The sequence below is a fragment of the Streptomyces flaveolus genome, assembly GCF_044765825.1.
In the GTDB taxonomy this organism is placed as follows: Bacteria; Actinomycetota; Actinomycetes; order Streptomycetales; family Streptomycetaceae; genus Streptomyces; species Streptomyces flaveolus.
On sequence record NZ_JBIWKU010000010.1, the window covers coordinates 22,613 to 36,716 of the forward strand.

A 14,104-nucleotide genomic window follows, 5' to 3' on the forward strand; every position below is an offset into this window, starting at 1 on the left:
GGTGGCTGGAAGTCAACTCGGCCACACGTGCGACGTCAAGAAGTAAATCCTTAACGAGATGGCAACGGTGCCATCCGTTCTCTAAGTGAAGGCAGGGGTGGCCGCGGACAGGGCGCCGGTCGCGCTTCCGTCCAAAAGCGTCGAATCGCCCATCTCGCTGAGGGCCAGGGCGAGCGCGCCGAGGACCTCCGCACGGCCGCCAAGTGCCCCCGGAAGTACGGAGAGTTGACGCGCCGCGCTGGGGATGGCGTAGCGGCCGACGGACTCCCTTATCGGGCCGAGCACCAGCTCGCCGGCCTCGGCGAGATCGCCGCCGAGGACCACGCGGCTCGGGTTGAGCAGGTTGCAGAGATTGGCGACGCCACTGCCGATGTGACGGCCGACGTCGGCGATCACCCGACGGCAGCCCGGGTCGCCGTCCCGCGCCAGCCGCACGACGCCTTCCATCGTCAGGTCCGTGCCGTGACTGGGCTGGAGCAGCGGGAGCACATAGCGTGCGGCCGCGAAGGTCTCCAGGCAGCCGCGGTTTCCGCAGCGGCAGACGGGGCCGGCTTCGTCCAGAGTGATGTGCCCGATTTCTCCCGCGGTGCCGCCGGGTCCGCGATAGATCTTGCCGTTGATCACCAGACCGGCTCCGACACCGCTGGCGACCTTGATGTACGCCAGGTCGCGCACCCCCCGGCCGCTGCCCCAGACCAGCTCGCCGAGGGCGCCGAGGTTGGCGTCGTTGTCCACGTGCACGGGCACGCCGAGCCGCCCCCGCAGCTCCTCGGCGGGCCGGGTGCCGCCCCAGCCGGGCAGGATGGCGGTCGAGCCCAGCGTCCCCGATTCCACGTCGATCGGGCCGGGCACGCCGAGGCCCACGCCCGCGATCTTGGACCGGTCGACGCCGGTGGCCTCGATCAGCCGGCTGACCAGCTGTTCCGCGCGGTCGAAGCCCTGCGCCGAGGACGCGTCGACGTCCAGCGGCTCGGACTCCTCGGCGAGCACCTGGTGGGCGAGGTTCCCGACCGCGACGCGCAAATGCGTGTGCCCGAAGTCGACACCGATGACGATGCCCGCGTCCCCGCTCAGCGAGACGCTGCGGGCTCGGCGGCCGCCCGCCGAGGTGGGCGTGACCTCGACGGTCCCGCCGTCCTTCAGTTCCCGGACGATGTTCGAGACCGTCGCCGCGGACAGACCCGTCGTCCTCGCGATCTCCGCCTGCGTGAGCGACCCGGCGAGCCGTACCGCTCGTACGACCCGTTCCAGGTTGGCTCGGTGCAGCGACGACTGCGACCCGGGAGTCTCCACGACGACCTCCTGCGCACGGGGCCGCTTCGATGAGGCCCCGTCTATGTCCAACTAGTGAACTCTAAGCTGAGCCGTTCGGGTCGCCTCCCGTCAAGAGGTTGAACCGCATCCGGGTGCCCCGCACACGCACACGTATGCCGCCCCCGGCGGTACGGGAGCGGCATGCGCGAGGGTCGGGGCGGGCTACTTCAGGGCGCCCGCCGTGAGGCCCTGGACCACCTGGCGCTGGAAGACGATGTACGCCGCGAGCACCGGGAGCATCGCCATCACCAGGCCCGCGAAGAGGCCGGACCAGTCACCCTTGTAGCCCTGGCTGACCGCCAGTTGCACCAGGCCCTGGGTGAGGACGTGCTTGTCCGGGTCGGTGTTCAGCACGGTGGGCAGCATGTACTGGTTCCACTGCCCCAGGAAGTTGAAGATCCCCACGCTGATCAGGCCGGGCTTGGCCATCGGCAGCATGATCTGGAAGAACGTCCGGGTGTGGGAGGCCCCGTCCACGAACGCCGCCTCCGCCACCGAGCTCGGCAGGGTCCGGAAGAACCCGGTCAGGAAGAACACCGTGAAGGGCAGCGAGTACGCGATGTAGACCAGGATCAGCCCGTGGATGGTGTTCAGCAGGCCCATGTTGTCCACCACGTAGAACAACGGGACCAGCGCGAGCATGATCGGGAAGCTCATGCCGCCGATGAACAAGTAGTAGATGAACCGGTTGCCCGGGAAGTCGAACCGGGCGAGCACGTAGGCCGCCATGGAGCCGAGCACCAGGGTGCCGACCAGCGAGCCGCCGACCACCAGGACGGTGTTGAGGAAGTAGTCGCCCATGTGCGCCTGGGACCAGGCCCGCGACCAGTTGTCGAAGTTCAGCTTGTCGGGCAGCGACCAGGGCGAGCCGAAGATGGAGGCGTCGTCCTTGAAGGAGGTCATCACCGCCCACACCAGCGGCATCCCGACCATGATCGCCCAGATGACGAGGACGCCGTGGGAGAAGACGTTGAGGGTGGTGCCCTCCTTCTTCCCCTTGGTGAGTCCGCCGGGCGGGGCCTCGGTCTTGCGGACGACAGGGCCGGACTCGGCCGGTACGGGGGCGGGGGTCTCGGTCGTCTTCATGATCAGAACTCCAGCCGCTCGCGCCGGCCCAGTCGCATCACGACGGCGGCGAAGGCCAGCGTGACGACGAGCAGGGCGACGCCGATCGTGGTGGCGTAGGCGGCCTGACCGTCACGGAACGCCTTCTGGTACACGTACAGAACCATGACGGTGGTCGAGTAGTCGGGGCCGCCGGGGCCGGTCGTCATGATCTGTACGACCGCGAACGACTCGGCGCCGAGCGCGAGGATGCCCATGTAGACCCAGCCGGACTGCACGGTGTCCCACAGCAGCGGCAGGGTGACCTTGAAGAAGGTCGTCGCGCGGTTCGCCCCGTCCAGCAGCGCGGCCTCGTACAGCTCCGCCGGGATGGACGCCATGCCCGCGGAGAACAGGACCACGAAGAAGCCGACCGTGGACCAGACGAGCACCGCCATCACGCACCACAGCGCCAGGTTCGGGTCGCCCAGCCACAGCGGCTGGATCGAGTCGAGACCGATGCCGCGCAGCAGCGAGTTGATCGCGCCGCTGTCCGGGTTGTACGCGAACGCGAACAGCAGGGCGACGATCGCGATCGACAGCACCTGGGGGAAGAAGTAGACGATCTTGTAGAAGCCGGAGCCGCGGACACCGGTGATCACCGGCCCGCCGCGGCGGTGCCGCCCGCCCACGTTGATCATGAAGGAGAAGAACAGCGCCAGGCCGAGCGTCACCAGCGGCACCAGCAGGGCGAACATCACGCTGTGCTGCAACGACTTCCAGAAGATGTCGTCGTCGAGCATCCGTGAGTAGTTGTCGAAGCCGACCATCTTGAACTCGGGACTCAGCCCCGTCCAGTCCGTGAACGAGTAGTAGATGGACTGGATGAACGGCCAGACGACGAAGAGCGCGTACAGTCCCAGGGGAACCGCCAGGAACCCCACGATGAACCGGTACTTGCCGTGCTGCATTGCTACCGACCCCGATCTGCGCGCGGGTGGCGCCGCCAGGGCCCGGCCGGCGACGATCCGCCGGCCAGGCCCTGGTGACACGTCCTCACTGGTGCTTGTAGTGCTTGATCGAATCGTCCTTGGCCGCCTCGTCGGCGAAGCCCTGGATCTTCTTGATGGCCTCGGCCGGGGTGAGGCGGCCGGCCATCATCTCGCCGAGTCCGGAGACGCCGATCTTCTCCTTCTGGAGCTGCACGTACCAGTCCTGCAGACGCGGGTTCACCACGTTGGTGCCCGCCAGTTCGAGCGCCGCGACACCGGCCTTGAGGCCCGGGGTGAGCTCGATGCCCTCGGTGCCGCCGTTGTACGCGGTCAGCGACTTCACCTTGGCCGTGAAGTTCTTCGAGGACTCCTCGCCGAGCATGATGCGCAGCTGCTCCATGCCGCCGGCGCCGTTGGCCGCCTTGGCCGGGACGATGAACGGCTCGCCGCCGGAGGCCCAGATGGTGCCGAACGGCATCTTGTCGGAGGAGTCGATGCCGGGCGGGGCCGAGACGGAGAGCTGGAAGTCGGCGGGGATGACCTTCGCGGACTCGTTCTCCACCCAGGAGCCGTTCGGGATGAACAGGGCATCGCCCTTGGCCCACGCGGTCTGCGACTGGATGTGGTCCAGGCCCGGGGTGCCCTTGAGGACGTAGCCCTTCTTGTAGAGCTCGTAGTAGGCCTCGAAGACGGCCTTGACCGCCGGGTGCTTCCAGGCGTTCGGCTCGAGGTTGTCGATGGCGTCGAGCACCCCGACGCCGCCGACCTTAGCGATCATCGGGTACATCGAGAAGGGAAGGTAGTAGGGGTACTTGCCGGCGTAGGTCCAGCCGGCCATGCCCTTCTTCTTCGCCTTCTCGCAGACGGCGAGCATCTCGTCCCAGGTCTTGGGGTATTCGGCGTCGAGCGAGTCCAGGGCCTTCTGGGAGTACCAGTTGCCGTACACCGTGTAGGCGTAGTACAGGATCCAGACCTTCTCGCCGTCGAACTGGCCCATCTCCACGATGCCGGGACGCAGCGTGTCGCGGACCTTCTTGCTCGGGTCGTCGTAGGACGGGGCGTCCAGCAGCGGGGTGAGGTCGGCGAGCTGGTTCTTGCCCACCAGCACGCCCATGTCCATCTGCTCGGCGCCGGAGTTGTCGACGAGGTCGGGCGGGTTGCCGCCGTTGAAACGCGGCTGCAGCGTGGACTGGATCTTCTGTGTGGCGGCGAACTTCACCTTCGCCTTGGGGAAGTTCTTCTCGTAGACCTTGACGGCGTCCTCGGCGTACTCCTTGCCGAAGCCGCCGTCGAAGAGGACGAATTCCATCTGGGCGGTCTCGTTGACGGCCAAGGGGTTCTTGGCGGTCTTCTTGCCCGACTCGGCCTTCTTCTGGTCGTCCCCGCCGCCGCTCGCGCAGGCGGACAGGAAGCCCATGGTCGGTACGGAGATCAGGCCGAGCGCGGCGGACCGCTTGATCAGATCGCGGCGGCCGACGCCCGTTCGGTTGTTCTCGGCGGAAGTGGATCCCATGCTCAAGTCCTCGCCTTCTCCAGGACTCAGGCGGTGAACCGGATCCTCCCCGGCACCGCGATCGGGTCACGCTGGGTCGTGCAGGAAGTGCGGATACTGCTGTACGGGCGCCTTGGTGGTGTGCTTTCGCGGTTCCCCCCACGGATCCCCCGGTGGCCGACAGGTATAGTCCACTTCCGGTGGGCGTAGCAAGATCGAATGCAGGGTTCCCGGTACACCTTTTCCGAGTTGAGACCTGGCGGAAATATGAGCGGTCCGCGTGCCCCCTGAAGGAAATCCCACGGGCATCGGACCTGGACGCCACAGCCAACACCCTTGACACCACAGGCATCTTCACGCGCTACTGTTCCTTGCGCTGCGAATTTGACAACGTTGTCCATCTCCCCGGAAAGCGCTTCCGGGGAGCGCAGGGAGGGTGCTGGGGCATGCGGTACAGAGTTCGGCACAGATGGGGTCCGGCGGTCGTGCTGACGACCGCCTTCGCGGTGGCGGTGGGTTCGCAGGGGGCCGCGGTGGCGCTGCCCTCGGCGCCCGCCGCCGCCGACCGGGAGTTCGCGTCCTCGTTCGAGGCGGACGACCCGGTTCCGGACTGGCTCAACACGGTGGAGACCACTCCGGACGGCAGCAAGCGCGCCGCGGGCGTCGACGGCGGGTACAGCACGGGCATACCGGGCGATGTCACCGACCACGTCACCGACGTACGGGCGAGCGACGAGAACACCGGCGGCGGCGAGGTGAAGGAGAACCTCGTCGACGGTGAGCCGAGCACCAAGTGGCTGACCTTCGCGAAGACCGGCTGGGCCGAGTTCGACCTGGACGAGCCGGTGAGGATCACCAAGTACGCCCTCACCTCGGCCAACGACCACGACGAGCGCGACCCGGCGGACTGGACGCTCCAGGGCTCGGCGGACGGCAGGACCTGGCAGACCCTCGACAGCCGCTCCGGGCAGTCCTTCGGCGAGCGGTTCCGGACGAAGACCTACGATCTCGCCCAGGCGGCCGAGTACCGGCACTTCCGGCTGGAGGTCACGAAGAACAACGGCGGGGACATCCTCCAGCTCGCCGACGTGCATCTGTCCACCGGTGACAGCGACACGCCCGCCCCCGAGGACATGCTCTCGCTCGTCGACCGCGGCCCGAGCGGCTCGCCGACCGCCAAGGCGGGCGCCGGCTTCACCGGCAAGCGCGCCCTCAGATACGCCGGCCGGCACACCGCGGACGGCCGGGCGTACTCGTACAACAAGGTCTTCGACGTCGACGTGAAGGTCGACCGCCGCACCGAGCTGTCGTACAAGATCTTCCCGTCGATGGCGGACGGCGACCTCGACTACGACGCCACGAACGTCTCCGTCGACCTGGCCTTCACCGACGGCACGTACCTGAGCGACCTGGGCGCCACCGACCAGCACGGGTTCGCGCTGACGCCGGCCGGGCAGGGCGCCGCGAAGGTCCTCTACGTCAACCAGTGGAACGCCGTCGCGTCGGGCATCGGCACCGTCGCGGCCGGCAAGACCGTCGACCGCATCCTGGTGGCGTACGACTCCCCCAAGGGTCCGGCGAAGTTCCGCGGCTGGCTGGACGACGTGGCCATCAGGTCCGCCGGGCCCCAGCGGCGCGAGGCCCATCTGTCCGACTACGCGCTGACCACCCGCGGCACCAACTCCAGCGGCGGCTTCTCGCGCGGCAACAACATTCCGGCGACCGCCGTACCGCATGGCTTCAACTTCTGGACGCCGGTGACCAACGCGGGCTCGCTGAGCTGGCTGTACGACTACGCCCGCGGCAACAACGCGGACAACCTGCCGACGCTCCAGGCGTTCAGCGCGAGTCACGAGCCGAGCCCGTGGATGGGCGACCGGCAGACCTTCCAGGTGATGCCCTCCGCCGCATCCGGCACCCCCGACACCGGCCGGGAGGCGCGCGAACTGGCCTTCCGGCACGAGAACGAGACCGCCCGGCCGTACTACTACGGGGTGCGGTTCGAGAACGGGCTCAAGGCCGAGATGGCGCCGACCGACCACGCGGCGATCATGCGCTTCACCTACCCCGGTGACAACGCGAGCGTGATCTTCGACAACGTCACCGACCAGGCCGGCCTGACCCTGGACAAGGAGACGGGCACCTTCACCGGCTACTCGGACGTGAAGTCCGGGCTGTCCACGGGCGCCACCCGGCTGTTCGTGTACGGCGAGTTCGACAAGAAGGTCACCGGCGGCGACTCGGCCGGCGTCAAGGGCCACCTGCGCTTCGACGCCGGCAAGGACCGCACGGTGACGCTGCGCCTGGCGACCTCGCTCATCGGCGTCGACCAGGCGAAGGACAACCTGCGCCAGGAGATCCCGCAGCGCACCTCCTTCGAGAAGGTCGAGAAGAACGCCCAGAAGCAGTGGGACAAGATCCTCGGCAAGGTCGAGGTGGAGGGCGCCACGCGGGACCAGCTGACCACCCTGTACTCCAGCCTCTACCGGCTGTACCTGTACCCGAACGCCGGCCACGAGAAGGTCGGCGGCACGTACAAGTACGCCTCGCCGTTCCAGAAGATGCCGGCGGCGGACACCCCGACGCGGACCGGCTCGAAGGTCGTGGACGGCAAGGTGTACGTCAACAACGGCTTCTGGGACACCTACCGGACCACCTGGCCCGCGTACTCGTTCCTGACGCCGTCCACGGCCGGTGAGCTGGTCGACGGCTTCGTGCAGCACTACAAGGACGGCGGCTGGACCTCACGCTGGTCCTCCCCCGGCTACGCGGACCTGATGACCGGCACCTCCTCGGACGTGGCGTTCGCGGACGCCTACGTCAAGGGCGTCGACTTCGACGCGAAGGCGGCGTACGAGGCGGCCGTCAAGAACGCCACCGCGGTGCCCCCGTCCTCGGGCGTGGGCCGTAAGGGCATGGCCACCTCGCCGTTCCTCGGCTACACCAGCACCGAGACGCACGAGGGCCTGTCGTGGGCGCTGGAGGGCTACCTCAACGACTACGGCATCGCGAAGATGGGCGAGAAGCTCTACAAGGAGACCGGCGAGAAGCGGTACCAGGAGGAGTCGGCGTACTTCCTCAACCGCGCCCAGGACTACGTCAACATGTTCGACGCGAAGGCCGGCTTCTTCCAGGGCAAGGACGCGGCGGGCACGTGGCGCGTGGACTCCGCGAAGTACGACCCGCGTGTGTGGGGCTACGACTACACGGAGACCAACGGCTGGGGCTACGCCTTCACCGCCCCGCAGGACAGCCGGGGCCTGGCCAACCTGTACGGCGGGCGCAAGGGCCTCGGCGACAAGCTCGACGAGTACCTCGCCACCCCGGAGACCGCCTCCCCGGAGTTCGTCGGCTCCTACGGCGGTGTCATCCACGAGATGACCGAGGCGCGCGACGTCCGCATGGGCAACTACGGGCACTCCAACCAGGTCGCCCACCACGCGCTGTACATGTACGACGCGGCCGGGCAGCCGTACAAGACGCAGAAGAACGTCCGCGAGGTGCTCTCCCGTCTGTACACCGGCAGCGAGATCGGGCAGGGCTACCACGGCGACGAGGACAACGGCGAGCAGTCGGCGTGGTTCCTCTTCTCCTCCCTGGGCTTCTACCCGCTGGTGATGGGCAGCGGCGAGTACGCCATCGGCTCCCCGCTGTTCACCAAGGCGACCGTCCACCTGGAGAACGGGCGGGAGCTGGTCGTGAAGGCGCCGAAGAACAGCGCGAAGAACGTCTACGTGCAGGGTCTGAAGGTCAACGGCAAGCGCTGGAGCTCCACTTCGCTTCCCCACTCGCTGCTCGCGAAGGGCGGCGTCCTGGAGTTCGACATGGGCGCGAAGCCGTCCGCGTGGGGCACCGGCAAGGACGCGGCGCCGGTGTCGATCACCAAGGACGACCGGGTGCCGGCGCCGCGCGCGGACGCCCTGTCCGGTGACGGGGCGCTCTTCGACGACACGTCGGCGACGGACGCGGCGGTGACGTCGGTGGACCTGCCGGTGCCGGACAAGGGTGTCAAGGCGGTCCAGTACACCCTGACGTCGTCGGCGGACCGGACGAAGGCCCCGGCCGGCTGGACGCTCCAGGGCTCGTCCGACGGCACGACCTGGCGGACCCTGGACCAGCGCTCCGGCGAGTCCTTCGCCTGGGACCGGCAGACCCGGGCGTTCTCGGTGAAGTCGCCGGGCACGTACGCGAAGTACCGGCTGGTCCTGGACGGCGAGCACACGCTGGCGGAGGTGGAACTGCTGGCGTGAGCGGGCGCGGGGCGCGCGGAGCCACCACGGTTCCGGGCGCCCCGCGGAACGGTCGAGGGCCGCACCCCCGTGACGGGGATGCGGCCCTCGACCGCTGTGCCGTACCGCTTACTTGCGGATCAGGCTGCGCAGCACGTACTGCAGGATGCCGCCGTTGCGGTAGTAGTCGGCCTCACCGGGGGTGTCGATGCGGACGACCGCGTCGAACTCGACACCGGTGTCGGTGGTGACCTTCACCGTGCGCGGGGTGGTGCCGTCGTTCAGCTCGGTGACGCCGGAGACGGAGAAGGTCTCCTCGCCGGTCAGGCCGAGGGAGGCCGCGGTCTGGCCCTCCGGGAACTGGAGCGGCAGGACGCCCATGCCGATGAGGTTCGAGCGGTGGATGCGCTCGTAGGACTCGGCGATGACGGCCTTGACGCCGAGGAGCGCGGTGCCCTTGGCGGCCCAGTCGCGGGACGAGCCGGAGCCGTACTCCTTGCCGGCCAGGACGACGAGCGGGATGCCCTGCTCGATGTAGTTGCGGGAGGCGTCGTAGATGAACGACACCGGACCGCCGTCCTGGGTGAAGTCGCGGGTGTAGCCGCCCTCGGTGCCCGGCGCGATCTGGTTGCGCAGGCGGATGTTGGCGAACGTACCGCGGATCATGATCTCGTGGTTGCCGCGGCGCGAGCCGTAGCTGTTGAAGTCGCGGCGCTGGACGCCGTGCTCCGTGAGGTACTTGCCCGCCGGGGTGTCGGCCTTGATGGCACCGGCCGGGGAGATGTGGTCGGTGGTGACCGAGTCGCCCAGCTTGGCGAGCACCCGGGCGCCGGCGATGTCCTCGACCGGGGCCGGCTCCATGCCCATGCCCTCGAAGTACGGGGGCTTGCGGACGTAGGTGGACTCGGTGTCCCACTCGAAGGTGTCGCCGGTCGGGATGGACAGCGCCTGCCACTGGGCGTCGCCCGCGAAGACGTCGCTGTAGGACTTGGAGAACATGTCCTCGCCGATGGCGTTGGCGACGACGTCGTTGACCTCGGCCTCGGAGGGCCAGATGTCCTTCAGGTAGACCGGGTTGCCGTCCTGGTCGGTACCCAGGGCGTCCTTGGTGATGTCGACCTTCATCGAGCCGGCGAGGGCGTAGGCGACGACCAGCGGCGGGGACGCCAGGTAGTTCATCTTGACGTCGGGGTTGATGCGGCCCTCGAAGTTCCGGTTGCCGGAGAGGACCGAGGTGACGGCGAGGTCGTGGTCGTTGACCGCCTTGGAGACCTCGTCCGGCAGCGGGCCGGAGTTGCCGATGCAGGTGGTGCAGCCGTAGCCGACGAGGTTGAAGCCGACCTTGTCGAGGTACGGGGTCAGGCCCGCCTTCTCGAAGTAGTCGGTGACGACCTTGGAGCCCGGGGCGAGGGTGGTCTTGACCCACGGCTTGCGGGTCAGGCCCTTCTCGACCGCCTTCTTGGCCACGAGGGCGGCGGCGACCATGACGTACGGGTTGGAGGTGTTGGTGCAGGAGGTGATGGCCGCGACCGTCACCGCACCGTGGTCCAGCTCGTAGGTGGTGCCGTCGGGGGCGGTCACCTGGACCGGGTTCGACGGGACGGAACCGGTGCCCTGGCCGTGCTGCGGGGCGCCGGCGCCGTTCTCCTCGTGGCCGTAGGCCGGGGCGTCGGAGGCCGGGAAGGACTCGGCGCTCGCCTCGTCGACCACCGAGGTGGCGGCGGCCGGCGTCTGGGCGACGGGGGCCTCGACGTAGTTCAGGACGTCCTTGGCGAACTGCTGGGCGGCCTCGGCCAGGACGATGCGGTCCTGCGGGCGCTTCGGGCCGGCGATCGACGGGACGACCGTGGACAGGTCCAGCTCGAGCTTCTCGGAGAAGTCCGGCTCGGCCGTCGGGTCCAGCCACAGGCCCTGCTCCTTGGCGTAGGCCTCGACGAGGGCGACCTGCTGGTCGGAGCGGCCGGTCAGGCGCAGGTAGTTCAGCGTCTCGCCGTCGATCGGGAAGATCGCGGCGGTGGAGCCGAACTCCGGCGACATGTTGCCGATGGTGGCGCGGTTGGCCAGCGACGTGGCGGCGACGCCCTCGCCGTAGAACTCGACGAACTTGCCGACGACGCCGTGCTTGCGCAGCATCTCGGTGATCGTGAGCACCAGGTCGGTGGCGGTGGTGCCGGCCGGGAGCTCACCGGTGAGCTTGAAGCCGACGACGCGCGGGATCAGCATGGAGACCGGCTGGCCGAGCATCGCGGCCTCGGCCTCGATGCCGCCGACGCCCCAGCCGAGGACGCCGAGGCCGTTGACCATGGTGGTGTGCGAGTCGGTGCCGACCAGGGTGTCGGGGTACGCCTTGCCGTCACGGGTCATGACGACGCGGGCCAGGTGCTCGATGTTCACCTGGTGGACGATGCCGGTGCCGGGCGGGACGACCTTGAAGTCGTCGAAGGCGGTCTGGCCCCAGCGCAGGAACTGGTAGCGCTCCTTGTTGCGGCCGTACTCCAGGTCGACGTTCTGCTGGAAGGCGTCGTTGGTGCCGAACTTGTCCGCGATGACGGAGTGGTCGATGACCATCTCGGCCGGGGAGAGCGGGTTGATCTTGTTCGGGTCGCCGCCCAGCTCCTTGACGGCCTCGCGCATGGTGGCGAGGTCGACGACGCAGGGCACGCCGGTGAAGTCCTGCATGATCACGCGGGCGGGCGTGAACTGGATCTCCTGCGACGGCTGGGCCTGCGAGTCCCAGCCGCCGAGGGCGCGGATGTGGTCGGCGGTGATGTTCGCGCCGTCCTCGGTGCGGAGCAGGTTCTCCAGCAGCACCTTCAGGCTGTAGGGAAGGCGCGCGGAGCCCTCGACCTTGTCCAGCCGGAAGATCTCGTACGACTCGTCGCCCACCTGCAGCGTGCTGCGGGCGTCGAAGCTGTTCGCCGACACGACAGTCTCCTTCATTTATGTGCGCGTACCACCGCATCCTGCCGCCACGCCGCCCTGGCCGGTCCGCTGAGGTAGGGCTAAGTTAGGGTACCCTTACCAGGGTGGCGGCTGCGGTGCGCCTCGGCAGATATCTCGATGTCGAGATAACTCTAGTACATGAGGGCGGGCTGGTCATGCCCGGGCGCCGTGTGGCGTGCACCCCACCCGAGTGACCCGGGCGGCCATCTCTACGCCGAACCGGGGTATCCGACTTGCGCCGGGACCATCCGGCACGAATCGGAAGGAGGCACGATGCCGCTCACGTTCCGCAAGAGCTTCCGGATCCTCCCCGGAGTGCGGCTGAACATCAACAAACGTTCGTGGTCCATCACGACCGGCGGCAGGAACGGCCCGCGCCACACCCGCAGCAGCACGGGACGACGTACGACATCGATGGATCTGCCGGGGCCTTTCGGCTGGCGCCGCACGACCACCGATCGGCGCCGCTGACACCCCTTTGACGTCGCATCACCCGAACGGACCCCCCCAAGAGGCGCCATCTCATATCTGAGATAGCCTCAACCTCATGGCAGACGACTACCTCGTACGCATCGGCAAGCTCATCCGTGACGCCCGGCAGCACCGCGGCTGGACGCAGTCACAGCTTGCGGAGGCGCTCAACACCAGTCAGAGCGCCGTCAACCGCATCGAGCGCGGCAACCAGAACATCAGCCTTGAGATGATCGCCCGTATCGGAGAAGCGCTGGACAGCGAAATCGTCTCCCTGGGCTACGCGGGTCCGATGCACCTGCGCGTGGTCGGCGGCCGGCGCCTCTCCGGTGCCATCGACGTCAAGACCAGCAAGAACGCCTGCGTGGCCCTGCTGTGCGCCTCGCTGCTCAACAAGGGGCGCACGGTGCTGCGCCGGGTCGCCCGCATCGAGGAGGTCTACCGCCTCCTGGAGGTGCTGGGCTCCATCGGCGTGCGCACCCGCTGGATCAACGACGGCACCGACCTGGAGATCGTGCCGCCGGCCGAGCTGGACATGGAGGCCATCGACGCCGAGGCCGCCGTCCGCACCCGCTCCATCATCATGTTCCTCGGCCCGCTGCTGCACCGCATGGACCGCTTCCGGCTGCCCTACGCCGGCGGCTGCGACCTCGGCACGCGCACCATCGAGCCGCACATGATCGCGCTGCGCCCGTTCGGCCTGGACGTCGCCGCGACCGAGGGCCACTACCACGCGGTGGTCGACCGTAGCGTGCGTCCGGGCCGGCCGATCGTGCTGACCGAGCGGGGCGACACCGTCACCGAGAACGCACTCCTCGCGGCCGCCCGGCACGACGGCGTCACCGTCATCCGCAACGCCTCGTCCAACTACATGGTCCAGGACCTGTGCTTCTTCCTGGAGGCCTTGGGCGTCAAGGTCGAGGGCATCGGCACCACCACGCTGACCGTGCACGGCCTGCCGGTCATCGACGCCGACGTGGACTACTCCCCCTCCGAGGACCCGGTCGAGGCGATGAGCCTCTTGGCCGCCGCCGTCGTGACGGAGTCGGAGCTGACGGTGCGTCGCGTGCCCATCGAGTTCCTGGAGATCGAGCTGGCGGTCCTCGAGGAGATGGGCCTCGACCACGACCGCACGCCGGAGTACGTCGCGGACAACGGCCGCACGCGTCTGGTGGACCTCACCGTCCGGCCCTCCAAGCTGGAGGCGCCGATCGACAAGATCCACCCGATGCCGTTCCCCGGCCTCAACATCGACAACGTCCCGTTCTTCGCGGCCATCGCGGCGTCCGCGCAGGGCAAGACCCTCATCCACGACTGGGTCTACGACAACCGCGCCATCTACCTGACCGACCTGAACCGCCTCGGCGGCCGCCTCCAGCTCCTGGACCCCCACCGCGTCCTGGTCGAGGGCCCCACGCGCTGGCGCGCCGCGGAGATGATGTGCCCGCCGGCCCTGCGCCCGGCGGTGGTCGTCCTGCTGGCGATGATGGCGGCGGAGGGCACGTCGGTGCTGCGCAACGTGTACGTCATCAACCGGGGGTACGAGGACCTGGCGGAACGGCTGAACTCGATCGGGGCGCAGATCGAGACGTTCCGGGATATCTGAAAGGGCTCCGAAA

General features: G+C 68.4%; 8 protein-coding genes. 3 read left to right on the forward strand and 5 right to left on the reverse strand.

All coding sequences use genetic code 11. The features are described from left to right. Window positions 1-81: 81 nt before the first annotated feature. From ACIRG6_RS27280 to ngcE, 4 genes are all read right to left on the reverse strand, one after another. Window positions 82-1,293, reverse strand: a complete 1,212-nt coding sequence (locus ACIRG6_RS27280; RefSeq protein ID WP_189231966.1) for an ROK family transcriptional regulator — start codon at window positions 1,291-1,293, stop codon at window positions 82-84. 183 nt (window positions 1,294-1,476) lie between these two features. Beyond that, window positions 1,477-2,400, reverse strand: coding sequence for a carbohydrate ABC transporter permease (locus ACIRG6_RS27285; RefSeq protein ID WP_318214857.1), 924 nt, complete (start codon window positions 2,398-2,400; stop codon window positions 1,477-1,479). A gap of 2 nt (window positions 2,401-2,402) precedes the next feature. Next, window positions 2,403-3,329 (reverse strand): carbohydrate ABC transporter permease, encoded by a 927-nt coding sequence (locus ACIRG6_RS27290; RefSeq protein ID WP_239763955.1) that lies wholly within the window; start codon window positions 3,327-3,329, stop codon window positions 2,403-2,405. Window positions 3,330-3,414: 85 nt separating this feature from the next. Next, the gene (gene ngcE / locus ACIRG6_RS27295) at window positions 3,415-4,863 is read right to left on the reverse strand and encodes an N-acetylglucosamine/diacetylchitobiose ABC transporter substrate-binding protein (protein ID WP_364682801.1); all 1,449 of its coding nucleotides are present in this window, start codon (window positions 4,861-4,863) and stop codon (window positions 3,415-3,417) included. 425 nt (window positions 4,864-5,288) lie between these two features. Between ngcE and ACIRG6_RS27300 the strand changes: the two genes are divergently transcribed. Beyond that, window positions 5,289-9,092: a GH92 family glycosyl hydrolase gene (locus tag ACIRG6_RS27300; protein WP_364682803.1), complete on the forward strand. Its 3,804-nt coding sequence runs from the start codon at window positions 5,289-5,291 to the stop codon at window positions 9,090-9,092. 108 nt (window positions 9,093-9,200) lie between these two features. On the opposite strand, the gene ACIRG6_RS27305 is transcribed toward ACIRG6_RS27300, so the two are convergent. Further along, window positions 9,201-11,996: an aconitate hydratase gene (locus tag ACIRG6_RS27305; RefSeq protein WP_403324884.1), complete on the reverse strand. Its 2,796-nt coding sequence runs from the start codon at window positions 11,994-11,996 to the stop codon at window positions 9,201-9,203. Window positions 11,997-12,287: 291 nt separating this feature from the next. Here ACIRG6_RS27305 and ACIRG6_RS27310 point away from each other — a divergent pair, with 291 nt between their 5' ends. Then, the gene (locus tag ACIRG6_RS27310) at window positions 12,288-12,485 is read left to right on the forward strand and encodes a DUF4236 domain-containing protein (RefSeq protein ID WP_134651282.1); all 198 of its coding nucleotides are present in this window, start codon (window positions 12,288-12,290) and stop codon (window positions 12,483-12,485) included. A 76-nt stretch (window positions 12,486-12,561) separates the two neighbouring features. Continuing rightward, window positions 12,562-14,091 (forward strand): helix-turn-helix domain-containing protein, encoded by a 1,530-nt coding sequence (locus tag ACIRG6_RS27315; RefSeq protein WP_318214853.1) that lies wholly within the window; start codon window positions 12,562-12,564, stop codon window positions 14,089-14,091. Window positions 14,092-14,104 lie beyond the last annotated feature (13 nt).

What these genes read in the sequence shown, in the direction of transcription:
- ACIRG6_RS27285 (WP_318214857.1), bottom strand. Translation starts at nt 2,400, where the DNA reads ATGAAGACGACCGAGACCCCCGCCCCCGTACCGGCCGAGTCCGGCCCT.
- ACIRG6_RS27290 (WP_239763955.1), bottom strand. Translation starts at nt 3,329, where the DNA reads ATGCAGCACGGCAAGTACCGGTTCATCGTGGGGTTCCTGGCGGTTCCC.
- ngcE (WP_364682801.1), bottom strand. Translation starts at nt 4,863, where the DNA reads ATGGGATCCACTTCCGCCGAGAACAACCGAACGGGCGTCGGCCGCCGC.
- ACIRG6_RS27300 (WP_364682803.1), top strand. Translation starts at nt 5,289, where the DNA reads ATGCGGTACAGAGTTCGGCACAGATGGGGTCCGGCGGTCGTGCTGACG.
- ACIRG6_RS27310 (WP_134651282.1), top strand. Translation starts at nt 12,288, where the DNA reads ATGCCGCTCACGTTCCGCAAGAGCTTCCGGATCCTCCCCGGAGTGCGG.
- ACIRG6_RS27315 (WP_318214853.1), top strand. Translation starts at nt 12,562, where the DNA reads ATGGCAGACGACTACCTCGTACGCATCGGCAAGCTCATCCGTGACGCC.